This window comes from Lysinibacillus pakistanensis, from assembly GCF_030123245.1.
In the GTDB taxonomy this organism is placed as follows: Bacteria; Bacillota; Bacilli; order Bacillales_A; family Planococcaceae; genus Lysinibacillus; species Lysinibacillus pakistanensis.
This window is the reverse complement of the sequence record NZ_CP126101.1, coordinates 1,878,666-1,900,665: the sequence shown is the minus strand read 5'-3', so window position 1 is coordinate 1,900,665 and position 22,000 is coordinate 1,878,666. Positions and strand designations below refer to the sequence as shown.

At 35.7% G+C, this 22,000-nt stretch carries 19 protein-coding genes and 2 pseudogenes; 4 read left to right on the top strand and 17 right to left on the bottom strand.

The genetic code is table 11. The annotated features are described in order from the left end of the window. Positions 1–14: 14 nt before the first annotated feature. The 14 genes and pseudogenes from QNH24_RS09035 to QNH24_RS08965 form a co-directional block, all read right to left on the bottom strand. On the bottom strand, positions 15–758 hold the full coding sequence (locus tag QNH24_RS09035; protein WP_283871708.1) for a YggS family pyridoxal phosphate-dependent enzyme: 744 nt from the start codon (positions 756–758) through the stop codon (positions 15–17). Positions 759–941: 183 nt separating this feature from the next. Continuing rightward, on the bottom strand, positions 942–1,247 hold the full coding sequence (locus QNH24_RS09030) for a MazG nucleotide pyrophosphohydrolase domain-containing protein (RefSeq protein ID WP_283871707.1): 306 nt from the start codon (positions 1,245–1,247) through the stop codon (positions 942–944). Between the two features lie 22 nt (positions 1,248–1,269). Continuing rightward, complete coding sequence (locus tag QNH24_RS09025; protein WP_283871706.1) at positions 1,270–2,514, bottom strand: serine hydroxymethyltransferase; 1,245 nt, start codon at positions 2,512–2,514, stop codon at positions 1,270–1,272. A gap of 44 nt (positions 2,515–2,558) precedes the next feature. Beyond that, complete coding sequence (locus tag QNH24_RS09020) at positions 2,559–3,086, bottom strand: pyridoxamine 5'-phosphate oxidase family protein (protein WP_283871705.1); 528 nt, start codon at positions 3,084–3,086, stop codon at positions 2,559–2,561. 324 nt (positions 3,087–3,410) lie between these two features. Beyond that, positions 3,411–4,909: pseudogene (gene tnpC / locus QNH24_RS09010) on the bottom strand (IS66 family transposase). 113 nt (positions 4,910–5,022) lie between these two features. Further along, positions 5,023–5,376 carry an IS66 family insertion sequence element accessory protein TnpB gene (gene tnpB / locus QNH24_RS09005; protein WP_283870410.1) on the bottom strand — a complete coding sequence of 118 codons (354 nt, stop codon included), beginning with the start codon at positions 5,374–5,376 and terminating at the stop codon, positions 5,023–5,025. Continuing rightward, entirely contained in the window at positions 5,373–5,567 is a 195-nt protein-coding gene (locus QNH24_RS09000; protein ID WP_283870409.1) for a hypothetical protein, read from the bottom strand. The genes tnpB and QNH24_RS09000 overlap by 4 nt, the downstream gene beginning before the upstream one ends. 741 nt (positions 5,568–6,308) lie before the next feature. Next, positions 6,309–6,500 (bottom strand): annotated as a pseudogene (locus tag QNH24_RS08995) (IS3 family transposase); the annotation flags it as partial. Positions 6,501–6,519: 19 nt separating this feature from the next. Then, positions 6,520–7,074 (bottom strand): pyridoxamine 5'-phosphate oxidase family protein, encoded by a 555-nt coding sequence (locus QNH24_RS08990; RefSeq protein ID WP_283871704.1) that lies wholly within the window; start codon positions 7,072–7,074, stop codon positions 6,520–6,522. A gap of 263 nt (positions 7,075–7,337) precedes the next feature. Next, a complete protein-coding gene (locus QNH24_RS08985; RefSeq protein ID WP_283871703.1) occupies positions 7,338–8,141 on the bottom strand; it encodes a cytochrome c oxidase assembly protein in 804 nt (267 codons plus the stop codon). 12 nt (positions 8,142–8,153) lie between these two features. Further along, the gene (locus QNH24_RS08980) at positions 8,154–8,627 is read right to left on the bottom strand and encodes a DUF2243 domain-containing protein (RefSeq protein ID WP_283872779.1); all 474 of its coding nucleotides are present in this window, start codon (positions 8,625–8,627) and stop codon (positions 8,154–8,156) included. A 281-nt stretch (positions 8,628–8,908) separates the two neighbouring features. Further along, positions 8,909–11,164 carry a poly(ethylene terephthalate) hydrolase family protein gene (locus tag QNH24_RS08975; RefSeq protein WP_283871702.1) on the bottom strand — a complete coding sequence of 752 codons (2,256 nt, stop codon included), beginning with the start codon at positions 11,162–11,164 and terminating at the stop codon, positions 8,909–8,911. A gap of 254 nt (positions 11,165–11,418) precedes the next feature. Beyond that, positions 11,419–12,534, bottom strand: a complete 1,116-nt coding sequence (locus QNH24_RS08970; RefSeq protein WP_283871701.1) for a sensor histidine kinase — start codon at positions 12,532–12,534, stop codon at positions 11,419–11,421. Beyond that, positions 12,531–13,244 carry a response regulator transcription factor gene (locus QNH24_RS08965; protein WP_283871700.1) on the bottom strand — a complete coding sequence of 238 codons (714 nt, stop codon included), beginning with the start codon at positions 13,242–13,244 and terminating at the stop codon, positions 12,531–12,533. The genes QNH24_RS08970 and QNH24_RS08965 overlap by 4 nt, the downstream gene beginning before the upstream one ends. Positions 13,245–13,782: 538 nt before the next feature. On the opposite strand from QNH24_RS08965, the gene QNH24_RS08960 reads away from it, so the two are divergent. Continuing rightward, positions 13,783–15,429: an alkaline phosphatase gene (locus QNH24_RS08960; RefSeq protein ID WP_283871699.1), complete on the top strand. Its 1,647-nt coding sequence runs from the start codon at positions 13,783–13,785 to the stop codon at positions 15,427–15,429. A 97-nt stretch (positions 15,430–15,526) separates the two neighbouring features. Here QNH24_RS08960 and QNH24_RS08955 read toward each other — a convergent pair whose 3' ends face one another. Continuing rightward, entirely contained in the window at positions 15,527–16,954 is a 1,428-nt protein-coding gene (locus tag QNH24_RS08955) for an amino acid permease (protein ID WP_283871698.1), read from the bottom strand. A gap of 280 nt (positions 16,955–17,234) precedes the next feature. Further along, positions 17,235–18,140 (bottom strand): arginase, encoded by a 906-nt coding sequence (gene rocF / locus QNH24_RS08950; RefSeq protein WP_283871697.1) that lies wholly within the window; start codon positions 18,138–18,140, stop codon positions 17,235–17,237. A 511-nt stretch (positions 18,141–18,651) separates the two neighbouring features. On the opposite strand from rocF, the gene QNH24_RS08945 reads away from it, so the two are divergent. The 3 genes from QNH24_RS08945 (at position 18,652) to QNH24_RS08935 (ending at position 20,714) form a co-directional block, all read left to right on the top strand. After that, on the top strand, positions 18,652–19,218 hold the full coding sequence (locus tag QNH24_RS08945) for a hypothetical protein (protein ID WP_430675494.1): 567 nt from the start codon (positions 18,652–18,654) through the stop codon (positions 19,216–19,218). 184 nt (positions 19,219–19,402) lie between these two features. Then, the gene (locus tag QNH24_RS08940; protein WP_283871695.1) at positions 19,403–19,852 is read left to right on the top strand and encodes a MarR family winged helix-turn-helix transcriptional regulator; all 450 of its coding nucleotides are present in this window, start codon (positions 19,403–19,405) and stop codon (positions 19,850–19,852) included. 4 nt (positions 19,853–19,856) lie between these two features. After that, positions 19,857–20,714 carry an MBL fold metallo-hydrolase gene (locus QNH24_RS08935; RefSeq protein ID WP_283871694.1) on the top strand — a complete coding sequence of 286 codons (858 nt, stop codon included), beginning with the start codon at positions 19,857–19,859 and terminating at the stop codon, positions 20,712–20,714. Between the two features lie 327 nt (positions 20,715–21,041). Here the strand turns inward: QNH24_RS08935 and QNH24_RS08930 are convergent, their stop codons facing one another. Further along, on the bottom strand, positions 21,042–21,476 hold the full coding sequence (locus tag QNH24_RS08930; RefSeq protein WP_283871693.1) for a lipoprotein: 435 nt from the start codon (positions 21,474–21,476) through the stop codon (positions 21,042–21,044). Between the last annotated feature and the right edge of the window lie 524 nt (positions 21,477–22,000).

Sequence of the window (22,000 nt, the reverse complement as noted above, 5' to 3'; positions counted from 1 at the left end):
CTTTTCCCCCTCTTTTAATCATCATGTAACTTATTTTCATTCCAATAGTATTCATCTGGCAAATAGCGTTGCCCAAACACTTTGGTCCCTACTCTTATGATCGTAGCACCCTCCTCAATGGCAACAGTGAAATCACCAGACATGCCCATTGATAAAATATCCATCTCAACACGAGGAATTTCTTTTGCACGTATTTGGGTTTGAAGTTGCTTTAGTAATTGGAAGCAATGCCTAGTTTCATTATTTGTGGCATTCAATTTTCCAATCGTCATTAGCCCCTTTATATTCAATGTTTCAAATTGGGATAATTGTTCCACTAGCTCCAATGCTAATTCTGGTGAAACACCAAATTTACTTGTTTCACGAGATGTATTCACCTGTACCAAAATATCCATCGTTTTATTCTCTTTCACAAGCTGATTATGTAATGCCTGTCCTAATTTCAAACGATCAACAGAATGAATCAAGGTTACATACTTCACAACATATTTAACTTTATTCGTTTGCAAATGCCCGATAAAGTGCCATTCTACTTGGTTATGTTGTTCCATAAGTGGAAATTTGTCTCGAAGTTCTTGTGCTTTATTTTCACCAAACAACATTTCACCTGCCTCCATAGCAATCTTTAATTTTTCAAGGGGAACCGTTTTTGTTGCCAGTAACAATTTGACCTCTTCATTCTTACGACCCACGGCTTGGCAAGCTAATGCCATCTGCTTCCTCACAGTTGTAAGATTGTCCTCAACTAAATGAACCATATTGTTTCCTCCCTTTGCTTTTATTTTGTAATGAATGCACTAAGCATACCTTATTATGGATTGCACAAAAACATCCATAAATATATTTTTTGACAATCCATAAATCCTTTATAAACGACTCCTAAACAAAATAGCCACCACCTCTAGTGCGATTAGGGGTAGTGGCTTTTAGATTATATAGCTTTATTCAAACCAAGTTCTGTACTTATTGATCTCCATCTTTTTTTGAAATGCTTCCTCTAGATCAATATCTAATTGATTGGCTAGATCTACTACATTAAAAATTACGTCATACATCTCCAAGCCAATATTTTCTTTTGTTAGTCGGACCTTCTCCTCTGTTGGTTGAAAGGAAATACTTAAAATTTCTTGAGCTAACTCTCCAATCTCAGTAACTAAATATAGCATTCTAGTTTGAATTGTATTGACAGTAAATCCTTTTTCCTCACTAAATTGTCTAACATATCTTTGCATATTTGAAATATTCATATATTATTCCTCAGCCTATTTTTTAATTAAGTCCTTCATATAAAGGAAATTGAGATGTGATTTCTCTCACACTATCCAATATTTGATTTTTAACCGTTGTATTCTTAGGATTTTTTAGGGCCAGTGCAATAAATTGAGCAATTTCCTTCATTTCCTTTGGCCCCAATCCCCTAGTTGTAATTGCAGGCGTACCAAATCGAATCCCACTAGTAACTAATGGATTGGCTGTATCATGAGGGATAGTATTTTTATTTGCTGTAATGCCCACTTCATCGAGTATTGCTTCAGCTTCTTTACCAGTAAGCCCAACCGTACGCAAATCAAGTAAGATAATATGATTATCTGTTCCTCCTGAGACAACGGTTAATCCTTCACTTATAAATGTATCCGCTAATACTTTGGCATTTTCCAGTACGTTCTTGATATATCTCTTAAAATCTGGATTTAGTGCCTCTCCAAACGCAATGGCTTTTGCGGCGACGATATGCATAAGAGGCCCCCCCTGTAATCCCGGGAAAATAGCTTTATCAATTGCTTGTGCCCAAGATTTACGGCACATAACAATACCCCCTCTTGGTCCACGTAACGTTTTATGGGTAGTCGTGGTTACAAAATGAGCATGTGGTAAAGGATTAGGATGTAGCCCAGCAGCGACAATCCCTGCAATATGTGCCATATCCACAAAGAAAAGGGCACCAACCTCGTTCGCAATTTGAGCGAATAACTCAAAATCAATCATTCTTGGATAGGCACTGGCACCAGCAACAATCATACGCGGTCTATGCTGATGAGCTAGCTTTCGGACATGATCAAAATCAATTCGCCCTGTTTCTTTATCTACACCATAAGGAACAAAATTATAGAATTTTCCTGAAAAATTCACGGGACTACCATGTGTGAGATGTCCCCCATGCGATAAATCCATGCCCAAGATTGTATCTCCTGATTTGACAGAAGCATAATAAACCGCCATATTGGCCTGTGCCCCAGAATGTGGCTGTACATTCGCATGTTCAGCACCAAACAGCTCTTTCACACGCTGAATGGCAAGCTCTTCAACAATATCTACATGCTCACAGCCTGCGTAAAATCTACGCCCTGGATACCCCTCTGCGTACTTATTGGTAAGTATTGTCCCAGATGCCTCCATAACCGCCTGACTGACAAAATTCTCTGAGGCAATTAACTCGATGTTATCCCGTTGTCGTGAAAGCTCTTGCTGGATGGCATTACTTATCGCCCTGTCTTGCTGCTCTAAATATCTCATTTGCAAATTCCTTTCTTTTTGAACTTTTAATTTTCCATTCTTATTTATTCAGTTTGGAACATTTTCCCTTCCTCAATCGGATTTTCTTTTGCGCTTATATGTTTTGGATCAATTCTGTAGACTTGTACAGAACCACCAAATACTGCAGATTGGTATTTCTCTACATGTTGTTTGGACAATGGGCGTTTATAGTACCCAGGTACATATTTATCAATCATCTCTTGCAGCATATATGTAGCTTCATCTAAATTGACAACAGGCTTTGCCTCGCCAAAAATCATGACACTCATATATGCCGTATCTGTTTTGGCAGGTACAGGATTAGTGATTGTTCCATATTCCTCACATACAGTAAAACAAACTTCCGAATTCTCATGAATCACTTTATTTCTTCGCCCACCACCAGCACCATGAAAATAAATATTTCCATTCGACCAAACAAAATTCAGCGGAACTACATACGGTTGCTGGCCATCAACCATTCCAAGATGCCCAATACGAGCATGCTTTAAAAATGCATCGATCTTGTTCATATCTAATACTTCTCTAATTTTGTAGCGTACATCCATCATTGTTATCACTCCTAATCAAGTATTCTGTAAGTCTATCAGCCTTTGGATTGAAGATAAATGTCCAAAAATACAGCAATGATGCAATCCATAAATCAGATTTTACTAAGAGAATCTTGCCAGAAAGTAAGGCGAGGAGGTTTCTGATATTGCAGATTTAATATTGCTAAACCGCGACTGTTTTAGCATCACAGGTTTGAGAAGGAGATCTTAATTGGAAAGTAATATATTGAGATATGTAAGGTAAGCCCGAAATACAAAAATAAGCGCACCTTCTCGGTACGCACGACGAATGGCCAGCTATCTGAGTTTTTTTCAGATAGCTGGCTATTTTGAACATGTGGCTTGGATATTTTTTGACCAAGGCATGTAATCTTGTAAGATCTCTGGCTGTTGTTGAATCGGTAAATTTGGTAGCTCCGTTAATAGCTTCACAAGGTACTGATAAAAATCAATGCCGTTTGTTTTGGCTGTTTCTGCTAAACTCAAACAGATGGCATTTGCTTTAGCACCAGCTTCACTAACAGAAAATAGCCAGTTCTTGCGACCAATCACATTTGGGCGAATCGCATTTTCAGCTGGATTATTATCCATCTCAATTCGGCCATCGAACAGAAAAGCTTTTAATCCATGTATTCGATTTAATGTGTATTCGGCAGCTTTAGCTAAGGCATTTTTTCCGAAGAAAGGCGATTCATCCACCATTTTAAGAATTTCTCTACAATCGGCTTTGAATATTTTTGCCGTGATTTTCGGCGTTTACCTGGTGGAAGATGCTTAAATTGACGTTCTAGGCGATACAGTTGGTCACAGAAATCCACGCCAATTTGCCCGTTTTTGCTATCGGCTTTTAGCCAATATCGTCGCACATGCGCCCAACAGTTAGCGAACGTGACATCAGGAAGATTGCCGTATGCCGAGTAGCCATCACAAATCACCGTTCCTTTAAAGCCTTTTGTAAATTCTATTAGTATAGAACGACTTCTCGATAATGCACTATGAAAAAGAACGATAATCGGTCCTTGGCTTGGCACGCTGCGGAACACCCAATTGTAGGCATTCGATTGACCGGATTTTCCGTCTGAACGTTTGATTATTTGCGCATAGGTTTCATCCACATGTAGAACAGATTTTGCTGTTAATGTCTGCTTCATCTGTTCATAAACCGGTAGAAGCCAATCTTCAGCTGAACGGATCACCCAGTTTGATAAGTTCTTATCATTCGTAAGCAGGCCGTATCGTTCCCACTCCTTTACCTGACGGTAAAGAGGCAAGTATTGGATGAACTTATCATAGATGAGTTTTGCTAGAACGGTAGGTCCCGCAATGCTTCGCTGAATGGCAGCTTGTGGGGCTTTTCCACGTTTCATTTGTGCTTTTTGTGTGGCATCCATTTTACAGTGCTTGCACTCGTAGGCATGTTCAATATGCTGGATGCGCATCATTATTGCTGGAATGAATTTTGCTTCTTCACGCGCTATAGTTGTACCGGCTTCAGTCATTTGGCCAAGGCAACAGTCGCATTGTGTATTGGTGGGATGATGGTGAATTTTTTCTATTTCAATCCCATCATGAAAAGAATCATTCCGTTTTTTCTTATGTAGTTTACGCTCAACGATATACGTAACAGTTGGCGTGCTTTGTTCTTCTGTCTGCTCAGATTCGCTAAAAGACGGATCGTCATCGAATAAAGAGCCTTGTCCGTCTGGTGCTTGATACTTTGATTTTTCCGATTTTGAACCATATAAAGCCTTGGTTAATTGGCGAACTTGTTCAGTCAATGCTTCGATTTGTCGATTTGACTGAGCTAATTGTTGCTCAAGCATTCGAATTAATCGTTCATTTTGGTTTTCTTGCTTAGGAGAAGCATTAGTCAAATCATTCACCACATTTCGTTTAGTATAAGTTATGGATGATTATACCACTTAGGTGAATCGATTTAAAAGACACCTGTTGCAGATTTCGAAATTGCCTTTGGCTGCTGAAGCGATAATCCTTCTAAGAGCCAGCGAAGCTCCTGTTGAGAAAGGTTACGCACTTCCTTTTCATCTTTTGGCCATTGCAGTTTCCCATTATCTAATCGTTTATAAAGCATAGCGAAGCCATCTCCATCAAAGTACAAACATTTATAACGGTCTTTGCTCGTTCCAGAAAATAAGAAAATGGAATCGCTATAGGGGTCCAGTTCAAAAGAATCCTGAATAAGTGTAGCGAGACCATCAATGCCTTTTCGCATATCCGTCTTGCCACAGATGATATAGATGTTTTGCACACTCGTAAAATCATGCTTCATTGTTTATTCAGCTCCTTCATGATCATTTGGATGATGCGCTCATCTACGCCATTGAAGAAGGAGATTTCAATATCAATTGTTTTAATGATACAGCTTGGTTCAGAGGAAACTTGCGTTGAATTGATAAAAGAATACTTGTCCGTGATGGGATCCAGTGTCACAGGGACGATTGTTAGTTTAGTAGTTGACATAAAGAAGCACCCCCTTTAATTGATACGTCTATCGTACCGGAGGTGCCTGGTTATTTATATGCGTTATTTGAATACGGGCTTACTATGTAAGAATAGAAAAGCACATCCTTTTCTTTATTAAAAAGATAGGATGTGCCATAGTGTTGAAAAACTAAATGGTCAAGGGACTCATTGTGAATATTTAGTCAAAATAAAGCTGATTTCCGTTCCAGGCTACTCGCTTTGTTGCTGTCGCTTCGCTTTCGCACAGTTAAAACATTTGTTGCTGTCGCTTCGCTTTCGCACAGTTAAAACATTTGTTGCTGTCGCTTCGCTTTCGCACAGTTAAAACATTTGTTGTTGTCGCTTCGCTTTCGCACAGTTAAAACATTTGTTGCTGTCGCTTCGCTTTCGCACAGTTAAAACATTTGTTGCTGTCGCTTCGCTTTCGCACAGTTAAAACATTTGTTGCTGTCGCTTCGCTTTCGCACAGTTAAAACATTTGTTGCTGTCGCTTCGCTTTCGTACAGTTAAAACATTTGTTGCTGTCGCTTCGCTTTCGCACAGTTAAAACATTTGTTGCTGTCGCTTCGCTTTCGCACAGAGCAAAGCTTCAGTGGGCGAGCGACGAGCCGCTTCCTTCGCTGGAGGAACGAAGGCTAAGTGCGTCACGTCCTGTGACAACGCCTTCGTGACCACCCTCGTGTTGGTCTCAGTTTCTCGTCTGTCTCTCTATAATCTGACCCCAAAAGTTTGAACTTTTTAAGAAACCTTTCGAAACTCAACTGGACTTTTTCCGTTGAGTTTTATTTTTATCCGTTCATGATTGTAATAGTAGATATAGTCTGCTAACGCTTTTTTGAATTCTTCATAGTTTTTAAACGTAGTGGTATACAGAAATTCTGATTTCATTATGCCAAATAAGCTTTCTATCAGGGCATTATCTAAACAATTTGTTATAGACTTTAAATAATTACCTCAAATCCTGTGTAACGAATCTTCCCGGATAAAATTTTAGTTGTTCATTTAATCGGTGTTCCTTTGCGGTCAAATTTAGTGGCTTTATTTTAAAAATAACCGTTTTACTTCCTAAGGATGATTGGTATTTATCAATATGAGTTTTCGATAAAGGGGCTTTATAATAGTTTGGTACATATTTATCCAGCATACTTTGCATGGCAACAGTTGCTTCATCTAAATCAGTGACAATTTCTACTTTACCATTTGCAATGACACTCATGTAAGCTGTATCCGTTTTGGCAGGAGTTGGATCTACCATTGTGCCATAATTATCACTAATTGTCATACATGCATTCACATTACTATTCATGATGTCTATTTTCTTTCCTTTATTTGCCCCATGAAAATAAAAAATTCCATCCTTATATACAAAATTTAATGGTATAACATATGGCATGTTATCATCAACTAGTCCAAGAAAAGCAGTATGAGCATTTTCTAAAAAATCATTGATTTGTCTTTCATCTGTACAGGCTCTTTTTGACATTCGAATTGCTGCTGGTTCCATTAGTATTTTATCTCCTTTAAAGTGTCTAATCGGTTAAAAACAGTCTACAATAGGGCTATTTTTATAAAAAGGGACAGTCTTATGAAAACTAATGGGTACAACTAAACAATCTTAAAAATGATACTTCAATGTTCAGTTAGATATAAATGCCTAGAAACTTATCATAAACAAAGAATGATTACAGATGTTATGAAACAAACAATTCCAAGCGAGAGTTATCTTTTATAAGAACCTAACAATCTCACTAGGGATCTTTTTATTATCTAATTTAAGCTAGATGGTAGGTACTTTGCTGATAAAGAACCTCTTGTTTTTTTAAACCATTGGTAAAATAGTAAATAAACGAGACCAATTTCAATCGCATCTCCACCATAATACATTATCATTGCCCCAAGTTCTGCCTGTTCGGTAGGTACATGACTAGGGGGATGAGCATAAATATATTTGGATAATATTGAATGAGCTGTTAATGCTACTAATAAAACGATTGAACGAAAGATATAAGATTGCTGATGAGGAGTTGGATCGATATAGATAAAAGCAATGGTAAATAAATAGCCAGCTAGAAAAATATGAACATGGATTAAAATAAATAAAAGTGAGCTTTCATGCATCATGTTAAAGAGCGGTGTAGTATAGAGTAACCATAGACCACCTATATTTAAAATAGATGCTATGATTGGATTTCGGACAAAGCTAAAGTAAGAATTTCGCAATATATGGGAAATGATACGAGCCTTTTTTACTGGAATTGTTCTTAAAAGTAAAGTCACTGGAGCCGCTAGAGCAATTAATAGTGGAGCTAGCATCCCAAGCAATAAGTGACCAACCATATGTGCTGAAAAATTTATGTGTGTTAGCTCTGCAAATGGACCGATTAATGTGATGATGGCACATAAATGCCCAAGTATCCAACTCACTGTGCGTAAATGAGACCAACTTTTTTTATGCTGATTAGAATAATAAACAGCAACAATGTAGGAGATAAGAGAAATGAGAAATGGTAAAACTAATATCAGTTGCATGAGAATCGAGAAATTTTGGATATGAGATTCATGAGAATGCAAATTATAAACCTCCTAGTACTTTTGGTGGTTAGTTTGTATGAGTAAAACTATGCCAATAATGATTAGAATTGCTGCTAGTACATTCCAAACTAAATCATAGGGTAGAATTTCAACATTATAACGGATTTGATGCAGTCTCATGAACTTGTGTTGAATAATGCCATCATATAGTTGAAACACCCCTGCACCCAGAAAAATACCTCCAAGCCATCTTTTCACCCAAAAACCATGATTTCGATGAAGATCCGCGAGTAAAAAAGCAGATCCTATTGTTGCAAAAAAGCTAAAGGCATGGAATAAACCATCAGAAACTAATCCAATATTAGCTGTAGATTTATCATAGAAATGGTGCCAATGCAATAATTGATGAAAGATTACCTCATCTATAAATGCTACTACACCCAAACCAAATAATAAGCCTGTCCACAGATTTTGTTGTCCATATTGATAACGGTTTTCATGTTTATGTTTTTTTTCTTCGTACATATTAGATATAGCCAAACTTTCCACCCCAAATTAAATTTTTAATAGTTTATCCATATGATTAAATTTTTAAACTCTTTTACGTTTAAATAAAAAGCACCTTTATTCTAAAATAATTAAGTTATCGTTATTGTTACAAAATTAAAAAGGGTATCAATCCATACAAATTGGATTAATCCCCTTATTGAATAGCTAGTATTCTTTTCATGCTAATCGTTTCCTTCTCTAAAATTAGAGAAGTTCAGAGTTTTAACTAAGTAAGATAGAAAACGCAAAAATAGATATTATTTTGTTTCATGTCTTATACCTATATTATTTAATAAAATCTTTCCCTGCTTTGTTAAATTAAACTGAAAATGTATTTTTTCTAGCCTAGATGAATTAAACTGAGAGTTTATTTCTTGGAAATCATTTAAAAAGAATTTATAATACTGAAATACTGGTTCAGTAATTGGGCCTATATCCGAAAAAGGTTTCTTCAGCAAATTCCCCTTTATAGTAGGTGGCAATTTGGCAACATGGCTAAGAGGAAGACTTGCTTTTTCCCCCTCACTATCTTCTACAGTAATGGTAAAATCAATCAGTGCTTCTTCTTCTTTTTCCTTGCCTTCCTTCCCAATGGCAGCAAGTGAAAATACAAGGGAGTTATTTTGCTCTAGCACCAGCCCTCTATCAGGTAGTGTTAAAGTATACGAGGCTGGGAAAGTTAAATCATTAGATTCCCACCCTAATTGCACAGCACTATACTGTGCCTCGGTAAACTTCAGTTTGACTTTTTCCTCTTTCCATTCCTTTAAATTTTCACCATTCAACTTTCCTCCTGGAACAGTGGTTGTATTAAGATCAATATCCTCATTAAACGTAGCAATATAAGAGGTCTGCGAATCATAATAATTAGAAATGTACTGTGTGTCAGGAAGCCACTTTTTTGCATATCCTAAATCTTGAAATATCTTTTGATAGTTTTTCTTTTCCTTTAACGTACTATCCAAAAATGCGGAGATTAATACTTTAGCAACTGTTTCCTGCTGTTCACGTGGCATAATTTGTTGTAAATTAAAGAATTGATTCGCTGTACCCGCACCATCTCCACGTCCCCATTTTTCATTAAACTGTCCATGATTAGCTCCATAAATGTAGACTGAAGCATTCATATAATCTTCTTTATCTGAATAAGAAATACGGTTATATTGATTGGAGCTAGTAAAGCTATTGACATCCATATCATGGGCTCCTTGAAGCGCCAAATAGTTTATATTTTTTAATGGAAGTGATTTTCCTGAAGGTAAATATTGTCCATCTGTTCCTGCAATAGAAACTAGGGAGCGGATAGAAAAATGATAATCAAACTTAATATTACCGTTATTTGGTGGGTGATTCATTTCATTAAAGGCAGCTGCAATTGCAATAGCTTCTCCACCTCTGGAATGACCAATGAGCGCTATTTGCTCCATATCCACCTTTTGATAAAATGGATTATTGTTATTTTTATTCCATTCTTCCCACAACTGTAAATGCTCCAGCAGTATAAGACCTCTCGCTGAATTTTCATTCTTAAGAGGACTGATTAAAAATAAATCATCATATGGAGAGAAATTCAGAAAATTTTCATCTACTGATACAGCTATATACCCTCTACTCGCAAGAAGCTTTCCTAAATACTCATAACCTGGATCGGAATAATCCGTCATTAGATGGTTACCGTGCACGATTAATACTAGTGGAAAAACACCCTGTCCGTCTGGATACCACACCTGACCATTTAATGGCAATTTATCCGGCCCAAAACCTAGTGTTTTTGTACGAACAGAGGACCAATTTTCTAAATAATTCGTGCCATCCACAGTTTCAGTCTGCAAAGAGTTCTTTTGATTAAATTCTTTCCGATAAGTATGTGGACTACCGTAAGTAAGTTTATTTACTCGATAGCTACCTGGATTTGACGGATTATTCAGCATAGTATTATCATAATGCTTCGAAGCTTTAAGCTGTGATAAAGTGAAATCAGGGGAATTTACTTCACCTGATTGAAGCAGCCAATAGCCCCCAACCACCATACCAATCGTCATTATACTTAGCAACAAAGAAGCGCCTACTTTTTTAGAAGTTTTAGCATGTCTATAGCTACCCTTTATCCATTTAAATAGTAATGCTCCCCACAAAGAGACAAAAGCTACTATACATAAAATTAAAGGAATAGCAACTTCTAAAGGAATAATCACGCTGAATAAAAGAAAAACAAACGAGGTGACAAGTACCCAAATATAACGACCAGGTATCTTTTTTAGCAACTGAAACAAAAGGGTAAGGACCCCACTGATAATGATCACAGAAAAAATAAATACCAAAATTCCAATCACGAAATCAAAAACACTACGCTGGTCTAATAAGAACTTTCCTTGAATCAAAATCATTAAAAAAGAGACACTACCTAAAACGATGGAAGCCCCCTTCCATCCTAATGACATTGGTTCGTAATTCTTTATTTTTCTGAAAAATTTTTGGACAAAATAAGCCCACACTTTTTTTAATACCTTCAATTTTTGATTCCTCCTGCATACAATCTATTCCATTTTAGATTACAGGATGATTCTTTCTTGAGACTTTCTCCTTTCTTTCAATTATCTTACAATCAATTTCGCCAAGGTGAAATTACGTCCGGATTTTGAATTGTGCCGGCACCATTCATTCCTTTGAAAATCCGTGACTGAGAAGGAACCAAAACTACATTCATCTCACCACCTGTGAGGTAGGAGTCTTCTGCTGAATGGAGATAAACCTGTTCTTTTTGTGGTCATTTTTGGGGCAAAAAAAGTTTGAAGCTTGTCCAACCATTTGTTGTCAGCGTAATCTCTCCCCCATGCTTTTCAATCACTTGTTTAGCAATCGCAAGTCCTAATCCAGTACCTCCATCACTTTTACGTGTTTGATCACCACGGACAAAAGCTTCAAATATTTTTTCTTCTATTGCTGGAGGAATACCTATCCCATTATCCTGAATAACAATTTCTATGCCATTTTCCTTTGATAATAGCTCCAATTGTACAGTTGTACCTGCGGGATTATATTTTAATGCATTTGAGAGAATATTAGATATCGCTCGATATAACAATGTAGCGTTAAAAGGATAATCAATTTCATCTTGAGGAATAGTGCATTGAAACATAATGTTTTTTTCTGAAAATTGTTCATAATATTCTATTGCAATTTCTCTCATAAATTCTGCTATATCATTTTTTTGTACCATAACAGGATAATTAGAACTATTTAACTTGGATAATTCAAAAATATTGTCGATAAGTTCTGATACCAGTTCAACTTTATTGGAGATTAACCTTAAGATTCTCCGTTTTCGCTCTTCTTCATTAATCAATCCTAATTCCAGTGCTTCAACATAGCCTCTAACTGTGGTAATTGGAGTCTTTAAATCATGAGAGAGGTCCACTAACATTCGTTGCTTGTTTTCTTCTAAGCGTTGGTTTTCTTTTTCTACTTTCTCCAGTTGCTCAGCCATTTTGTTAAAATCATTTTGAATTTGAGCAAGCTCGTAACTTGCGTTAAAGTTAAGTCGTTTATTGTATTGTCCCCGCGCTATATCTTGTATGCCGTCAGCGATTAAATGAAGTGGAGTGGTAAGTCTAGACGCTGTCCACTTCCCAAAAATATAAACTGCTATTATTAATAAAGAGAGAAAAAGAAGTAGCGTTTGCATGAGTATTTTATAAAAGATTTGTTCATTTTTTTCTTGTCCTTCAATAGTACTCTTGGAAGATTGACCTGCCTCCAAAAAATAATTTACAATTTGTTCGTTTAATACAAACAATGAAAAGGCTGCAATTAGTGCAACAATTATGAAAAAGTATATATATGTAGTAATCAATACGCGCTGTAGCCGATTCTGTGATTTCATGGAATCAACTCATCTTTCTTGGCAAATCGATATCCAAGCCCACGAATCGTTTTAATAAATATAGGATTCCGTGGACATTTCTCAATTTTTTCTCGAAGTCTACTAATTTGAACCATTATTGCATTGTCATCAGCAATATAATGCTCATTCCAGGCACGTTCGAAAATTTGTTTTTTTGTAAAAACTCGTCCAGGCTCACTCATCAAGAGCTTTAATAATTGATATTCGCGTGCACTGAGAGAGATTGCTTTCTCTTTGATATAAAGCACACATTCCTGCTGGGACAAAAATAAATCCCCTACCCTTATTTGAGCGTTCAACTGAGAGGATACTACATTATTAAATTCATACGATCTCCGCAAATGGGCTTGAATTCTAGCAATTACCTCCAAAGGGCTAAATGGTTTAGAGATATAATCATCCGCACCTAACTTTAGTCCGGTAATTTTATCATAGTCCTGGTTTTTAGCAGACAGTAAAATAACTGGAATTTTGTATTCTTGACGTATCATTTGTAACAACTGATAGCCATCAATAATTGGTATCATAATATCTAAAATAACAAGGTCAATAATGTGGTTTTTTAATTGATTAAAAGCCGATTTTCCATCAAATGCTTCCACTGTACGATATCCTTCTACATGCAAGTATAATTTCAGCAAGTTCACAATATCGAGATCATCATCCACTATTAATATTGTTTTGGACATAGTAAATCCCCCTTCCCTTCTTCTAACTATAGTGTATTCTATTTAGTAACTTAATCTCCCTAGGATGTGTGTAATGTAAGAAAAATGTAAGGTTAGTAAAGTCTAATTTTGGATAGGCCTCTTCATGTTATTTTATGTTAATATAGAATCTGTTTTTTTTAACAAAATTAAAGAAAAAAATACCTACAAATGTTTTAAATTCATCCTTTTTATAAAGTAAGAATCTTCTTATAAGCTTCTTACTTTATAAAAAATTCAAAAACGAGTGTCGGATAATCTGTATTCTTCATATTAATTTGATTGACTTGATATAAAACCATAGTATTTAGATTTTTTAGTTCAAGGCATCTGATCTTCTCTAATTAAAATAGATGACTGTTATTTTATAACTGGTAATCAGCTATTTTCTTGAATTTAAAATCCATCCTTTCAAGGTTATCCGTTAACAATATTACCATAATTTATTTACATCTATTTAATTAAGACTTTACAACCTTCCTTTAAACTTACCATTGAACTTATCTAAAGGAGGAAAATCATGAAATATTCAAAAAAATGGACTTCATTGTTTTTAGCAAGTGCTCTTACTTTATCAACAGTTAGTATCGCTACCCCACAGGTACAAGCAGAGGAAGTAAAAAAACCAACAAATGTTATTATGCTTGTGATGGATGGTAGCAGTAATAATGCCATTACACTTTCGCGTTGGTATAAGGGAGAAAGCCTGGCAATGGATGAAATTTTAACAGGTGCCATGCGTACGTACTCTGCTGAGTCTGCCATTACAGATTCCGCTCCTGCAGCTACAGCTTTAGCAACTGGACATAAGTCGAATGATAAATTTATTGGTGTATTGCCATCTGTTGTTAATTCACCTGGATTAGAGCAAGTTGCTAAAGAGGACGCATTTAGACCAGTAGCAAATGTTTTGGAAGGCGCTAAACAGCAGGGCAAGGCCACAGGATTAATTTCTACCTCTGAAATTCAGCATGCTACACCAGCAGGCTTTTCAGCTCACGTTAATAATAGAAGCCAATATGGTGATATCGCTGAACAGCAAGTCTATCAAAATATCGATGTTGTGTTAGGAGGTGGCTTAGAATCTTTATCACCGGGAACAACAAAAAATGCGCGTAAAGATGGCGAGGATTTATTGAACGTCCTTAAGGAAAAAAATTATGCTCTTGTCAAAACACGGGATGAACTACTAAACAGTCAAGCATCAAAAATTTGGGGTAGCTTTGCGCCAAGTGCCCTCGCTTACGATTTTGATCGTGCCAAAACAAGAGCATCCGAGCCAACGCTTGCCGAAATGACAGAAAAAGCGATTAATACGCTGAAAAAGGATGAGGATGGCTTCTTCTTATTTGTTGAAGGAAGTAAGGTAGACTGGGCAGCACACGCTAACGATACTATTGGGATTATTAGTGATATTTTATCGTTTGATGATGCGGTGAAGGAAGCCATTGATTTTGCGAAAGAAGACGGAAATACATTGGTGGTTGCCGTAACAGACCACGGCAATAGTGGTATTACAATGGGAAATATTAACACAACAAATACTTATTCAAGCATTCCTGTATCAGCTTACATCGATCCTTTAAAGAAGGCTACAATGACGATTGAAGGTGCGCTAGGGCAATTAAAAGAAGATCAATCAAACTTAGTAGAAGTTGCTGCACTTTATGGTCTAGATAATTTAACAGAGGAAGAGCTTACTACATTAAAATCTGCTAAAGACCTTGGCAGTGAAATGGTTAAAATGCTTGCAAATCGTGCCAATATTGGCTATACAACTGGTGGCCATACTGGCGAGGATGTATTCTTATATTCATTCGGTCCGTCTAAAATAACTGGTCTTGTTGAAAATACTGATTTAGCACATGCAATGGCAAAGTTTATGGGCTTTGAATTAGATAAGTTAACGGACGAATTATATATACCTGCAACAAAAGCATTTACAGAAAAAGGCTTCACAACAAAAGTAGATGTAGCAGATAAAGAAAATCCTACTTTTATAGCCCAAAAAGCGGATGTTTCCATTATTATTCCAGTAAACAAAAATACTATGGTATATAAGGACGCATCAATGAATACGTCTAAAACATATACATTTGATACAATCAATGTTTATAACGGTACGGAATTTTATGTTTCAAAAAAAGTTTTAGATACAATACAATAAAAGAAAAGACATCATAAGCAGGAAAACGAGCTTATGATGTCTTTTTTACTTGTCGGGTGACTGTGTTATCTTGAGGCATTCAGTATCTCCATCTAGCTTATAGATACATTTTTTGCTCTAATTTTAACTGTACTTCTTGTTGATTAATATTTAAATTTGTAACTTTCTTTACCTTTACATAATAAACGATATAACAGCCAATAAAGAACGCTCCTCCACAGTATAGAGCTAGTCGTTGAGATGGATCAAATGCCAAGCTTCCCATGACAATACAGTTTGCTACTAAACCTAAAATTGGAACCAATGGGTAGAGTGGGGCTTTGAATTTTAAATCCTCTACTTTTCCACCTTGACGTATATAGGATCTTCTAAACGCAATTTGGGAAGCCGTAATTGCAATCCAACCAATTTGTGCGCCTAAGCCTGCTAGAGATAAAAGCCAAACAAACACTGTTTTTGCAGCGAATACACTTGATAGCAATGACAAACCAGCCACAGCAAGTGTAATTAGTAATGCATTCATAGGAATTCCTCTTTTATTCACCTTCCCTAAAACGGGGCTTGCCATCTTTTCAACAGAAAGAGAGAATAGCATACGTGTTGCTGCATAAAGTCCAGAGTTAGCGACAGATAATAGCGCTGTCAGAATAACAAAATTCATGATATCTGCAGCATACGGAATTCCTATACTATCTAGCACAACAACAAATGGACTTTCAACAACTCCTGCTTTTTCCATAGGTATCATACCTGCTAGTACAACGACAGATAACACAAAGAAGAAAAGCGTACGCCAAACTGTTTGTTTAATTGATTTAGGGATTGTCTTTTCAGGATTTTCACTCTCCCCTGCCGCAATACCAATTAATTCAGTACCCTGGAATGAAAAATTCACAGTAATCATGGTAATAAGCAAGGCTGATACGCCATTTGGAAATAGCCCTCCCTCATAAAAATGAGAAAGAAATGGTGCTTCTGTTCCATCTTTTATATCAATTAAACCAAACATGGCCGCACCACCAACTGCAAGGAACATAATAATGGCCAATATTTTAATGCTTGAGAAAACAAATTCTGCTTCACCGAACGCTTTTGCTGATAAACCATTCAATACAAAGAGCAGTGCAGCAAATAGTAGGCACCACATCCATACGGGTGATTCAGGGAACCATCTTTGCATAAGTTGTCCAGCCCCTAAAAATTCGAGTGCAACAGTTACTGCCCAGCCTAGCCAGTACAGCCAGCCGACAGCAAAACCAGTAGCAGGGCCTATAAATTTCGTTGTGTATGTTTGGAATGAACCTGATACTGGCATAGCAACAGACAATTCACCTAAACATAGCATTGTTAAATACATGACTAATCCGCCAACTAAATACGAGAGAATGGCACCAGTTGGTCCAGCTTGATGAATAGTGTAGCCTGACCCAAGAAAGAAACCAGTTCCTATACATCCTCCAAGTGAGATCATAAATAAGTGTCTTGCTTTCATGCTTCTTTTTAATTCATATTGTTCTGCTGCCATATAAAAACTCCTTACGCAAATTATCTTGTAAGCACTTTCTTTTTTAAGTGCATGAAGATAACTATTAGAAATTTTAATAATAATTAGGTTATTAATTTAATACATTTAAAGAACTGTCAATATTCTGACAAAATTAATGCTAGTGATTACCTAGAGCTGTCGCCCTTTCTATTGTAAACTTAATTTAGGGAGAGCTATTTTCTTACATTTGGTTGTGGCGACCTACTATTCTAAGAAAAGTTCTTCCTTTATGGGATAATTTATTGCCCTTATCCATAATTTAAAGTAATGTATCGCCGAATAAAGAGCTCATTAAAGCGACTGCAGCGATAGCTGTTTTATTATATTTATCTAATACTGGGTTTGTCTCTACAAACTCTGCTGAGGTAATGATATTCGCCTCTGATAGCATTTCCATAGCTAAATGGCTTTCACGATAGCTGATGCCACCTGCAACTGGAGTTCCTACACCTGGTGCATCATTTGGATCAAGACCATCTAAATCTAGGGATAAATGGACGCCATCTGTACGTTCCTTCAAATAATTAATCGTTTCTGACATAACTGTTGTCATACCTAATCGATCGATTTCATGCATGGTATATACTTTTATACCTTGTTCTTTAATAAGCTGCTTTTCTCCTGGATCTAAGTCACGGGCACCAATAATCACGACATTTTCAGGCTTTACTTTTGGACCATAGCCTCCAATATTAGTGAGTGCAGGATGACCAAGACCTAAGCTTACAGCCAAGGACATTCCATGTATATTGCCTGAGGGAGAGGTTTCACCTGTGTTTAGATCACCATGGGCATCATACCAAATGACACCTAAATTCTCATAATGCTTTGAGACCCCTGCTAATGTTCCAATGGCGATACTATGATCTCCTCCCAAAACTAACGGAAAGCGATTTGAGGAAATGACTTGATCTACTTTTTGACCAAGCTTGTCATTAGCCTCTGCTACAGTTTTTAAATTTTTTAAGTTAGTCGTTATTTCAGTTTCTTTGCTTTCATTTACTATTTTAATATTTAAATCCCCTTCGTCATCAATCGAATAGCCAAGGCCTTCAAGTCGATCTGTTAACCCAGCATATCTAATAGCACTTGGCCCCATATCAACCCCTCTTCTAGTTTGACCAAAATCCATAGGCACCCCAATAATTGTAACTTCTTTGTTCATGATGTTTTCTCCTCTCGAATAATTACTTTCACAGTATAAAGAAAATGAAAAATTGACTCAACCCAACATTTTTTTAAATTTTTATACAGTTTGGATTATTAAAAACATAGATTCTTTCTTGTATAAAAAAATGCATAAACATTATTTCAATGCATAACGATACACTATTTCCCAATTTTAAACGTTTTTTTGTCAGAAATTTCAAAACAAAAAAATAAATACTATTCTATTTTTATAATATTTTTAATAGAAAATTAACTGCAACGATAAAAAATATCCAAATATCGTACCCACATCCAAATCCAAGAAATTAAAACAACCAGTTGCTGGTACAAAATCGACAACCGGTTGTATGAATAGCAACCCCATTCCTTTGGATTTCTCATATAAATTTGCCCTTACCAATATAATACTAATCTATAACAATTGAATTTTGATAAAAGAAGGGTGATGTAAGGTGACGATTATCACAAAGCCATCCATTGGTTTAACACAATTCACTGATTTCACGATGAAGGGAAGTGCTGCCAAGACAAAGTTTGTGAAGGACATTAAGTACCAGGAAGACTATCATCCGATTAAAGATTATTGGAGAGCATTACGCGAAGGCTTAAAAAAATACCATGAAAATCGATATAATGATTCCTATTTACTTGCCATCATAGACGATGCCATCCCTGCACGTCAGAAAAATTACCAAGAAGCTGTAAAAGCCTATTTAAAGTTTTTAAAAAATAAAAAAGTACAGTGGTTTGAGCCTGGTAAGTCCAATTGGTATTGTGATGAATTAACCGTACGTTCAAACCCTGAACTCGGTTTAATCATCGATGATATCCCCTATCTAATTAAGCTGTATTTCAAAGGAAAAAATGAACGCATCGATAAACATAAATGCCGATCTGCCCTAACCCTCCTAAAAGATTCTCACTATTCAATTGAACATCCTAAATCTATAAAACACGCTATTTTAAATGTTCAAAAAGGGCGTTTGATTACAGATGATGAATCGACAGAATATCATCAAATTGCCCTCGAATCCGATGCAGCACAATTTATGTTTATTTGGAATAGACTCTAACGCTTATCCCACTAGAAAATGTGGATTTGGTATTTATCTTCTACCAAATCCACATAACGTCTGCTGAAAAGAATAATAAATGTCAATCAATATTTTCAATATATCTCAAATACCTCTAATGATTGACAAGTATCAAACGGTTAAGTAAACTTAACTTAATAAATAAAATGAAGGACATACAACTATGCATGATTATTTAATACTTATCGACAAAATCAATCAAAAATTTGAGCAATTCAAATTGATAGTTTTAAAAGAAACCAAAGAGGTAGAGGAATTGGAGAGCTTTCATTTAACCCCTCAGCAAGAAGTTATCATGTTTTACATCATTCGTAATGAGCCGGTAATTGCGAATGATATTGCCAATCATTTTGACATTTCTAAAAGTGCAGTTAGCCAAGTTATTTCAAAACTGGAAGAAATGAAAATGATAGTTCGTCAGGAGAATTCAATAAACCGTAGAGAGACTTTAATATCTCTTGGGAATAGAGGTCAAGAGTTTCAAGAGCTTCTAAAAAAAATTGACGATATTCTCGTAGAAAAATATTATTCGAAGGTAAGTTTAGCGGAGTTAAAAAATGTTCTTGATACATTAGATAAGATTGTCGGAACAAATAACAACAAAGGGAGTTAAGCTCATGGAAAAAAATTTAAAGCAACTCACTAATCGCATACACTATTTACCACCAGATCCTGAAACAGATCGACCAATACTGTCTGCCATATGTGGGATACACCAAACTTTAATTATAGATGCAGGAAATTCTGACAAACATGCTCAGTTATTTCTTGATGCACTAGATCAATATCAAACAACTAATTATCATTCTGTCGTATTAACACATTGGCATTGGGATCATAGCTTTGGAACAAATAAAATGAATTTATTAACAATAGCACATGAAAACACAAAAAGGTATCTTGAAAACATAATAGATTATGATTGGTCTGATGAAGCTTTAGATAATCGTGTGGAAAAAGGCTTAGAGATCGAGTTTTGTTTTGAAATGATAAAAAAGGAATTTGGCGTGGATAGAAATATTACCATCACTTTACCTAATATTACTTTTAAAGAAAAAATGGAAATTGATTTAGGTGGAGTTCGATGTGTCGTCCAACATGTAGGTGGGGATCATTCTGATGACTCCTCAATCATTTTTGTAGAGGAAGAAAAAGTACTTTTCTTAGGGGACTGCCTGTATCCGAGTATTTACACACAGCAACCACTATATAAAATTGATCATGTTAGACATCTCATAGAAAGTATTGAAATGTTTGATGCTGATATCTATGTGCTTTCGCATGAACTCCCATTAACGAAAGAGCAGTTTATTGGTTATATAAATGCATTAAAGTTAATATGCGATTTAGCAGAGAAGCATCAAAGCAACCACTTGAATTTGGTTAATGAGCTGTCAACTCAACTTAATCGTCCATTAAGTCAGTTAGAGGAAGAAATTGTTTATTGTTTTATGAACGGATTATCAGTTTCATAAACTGGAAAACTATGTAAATATTGAAGTTAAAACTAGAAATGAATGAGAACTAAAATTGGGGCTGCTTTGAGTTTGGACAAAATGAACAAGATTGTCTTTTGAATACTCTATTTTTTCACAAGCTCAAATTGAGTAGGAGACTAGTCATTAATTGACTAGTCGACCTCCTCGATCACCGCCGTTAAAAAAATTAGATTAAGTAAACCTTAAGCAAACGCACAAATATCTTCGTGACGAATTTTGAGGCACAATGATCTTAGTATCAGTTTTTTTGTAAAGTTCTATTTTTCTTATGCTTGCTTAATTGAGAATTTGGAGGATCTTTAATTATTTTACATTAACATCAAAAACAAAAGATTCTTTTCCTTTATTCCATATAGCATTAAGTTCATATATATAATACCCTTCTTTAGATGGCATAGTTATTTTTTCATCTTTAATTTCAACATTTTCAATTGTGCCATCTTCATTCATTTTAGTTGCAGAAATCAAGTTCGGATCCTTATCAATTTTAAATTTTAATACGTCCCCTTTTTGGACTTCTAAAGTTTCGAAGTTATCTGCTATTTCGCTAATATTAGGAGAACCTTTTAATGTTACTTCGACATCGTCCTCTCTCCACTCATATTTACTTGGTAACATATTATAATGCTCACCATCAAAAATAATTTGACCTTCTGGTTGTTTATGAATACCAGTTGGTAGTACATTGCATCCAGTCAAAATAATAACTATTAATATTGGTAAAACTATTTTATTCATTTGACTATTCTCCTTTTACTTAAATTCCCTACAGTGAATATATCATACTATTTTCGTTAAAATCTCATAATTATTCCCAATGATATACATATATGTTATAAGGAAAAAGAATGCTTAAGTAAGATGATATTTTTCGAAAAATTAAAAAGCGCAAAATAATCCTAATTTAATCTAGCTTAAATGGAAGTGTTTGAGAAGAATTTAAAAGAATGTTTTTACGACGAAAAGTTATCCAGAGGAATTTCATCATTTGGAGAAGAAACTTCAAAAAAGAAGGTAGAGATTATAGCTTTTTGATAATCTGGAGCAATTCGAAAACTCCTCTCGTGGTTTGTCTGAACAACAATTACGATAAGGAGTTTTCGTTTTTCTTCCATAGCAAATTGTGATTAACTCAAACCTCAACCATAGTTTTGTCAAGAGCCCTAAAACTTCACCCATTAACTACGTTGTTTTATAAGAGCCCATAATTCACTGTTTATCAGTCAGCATTTTTACAACTTCCTTGATTTGAAGCTCTAATG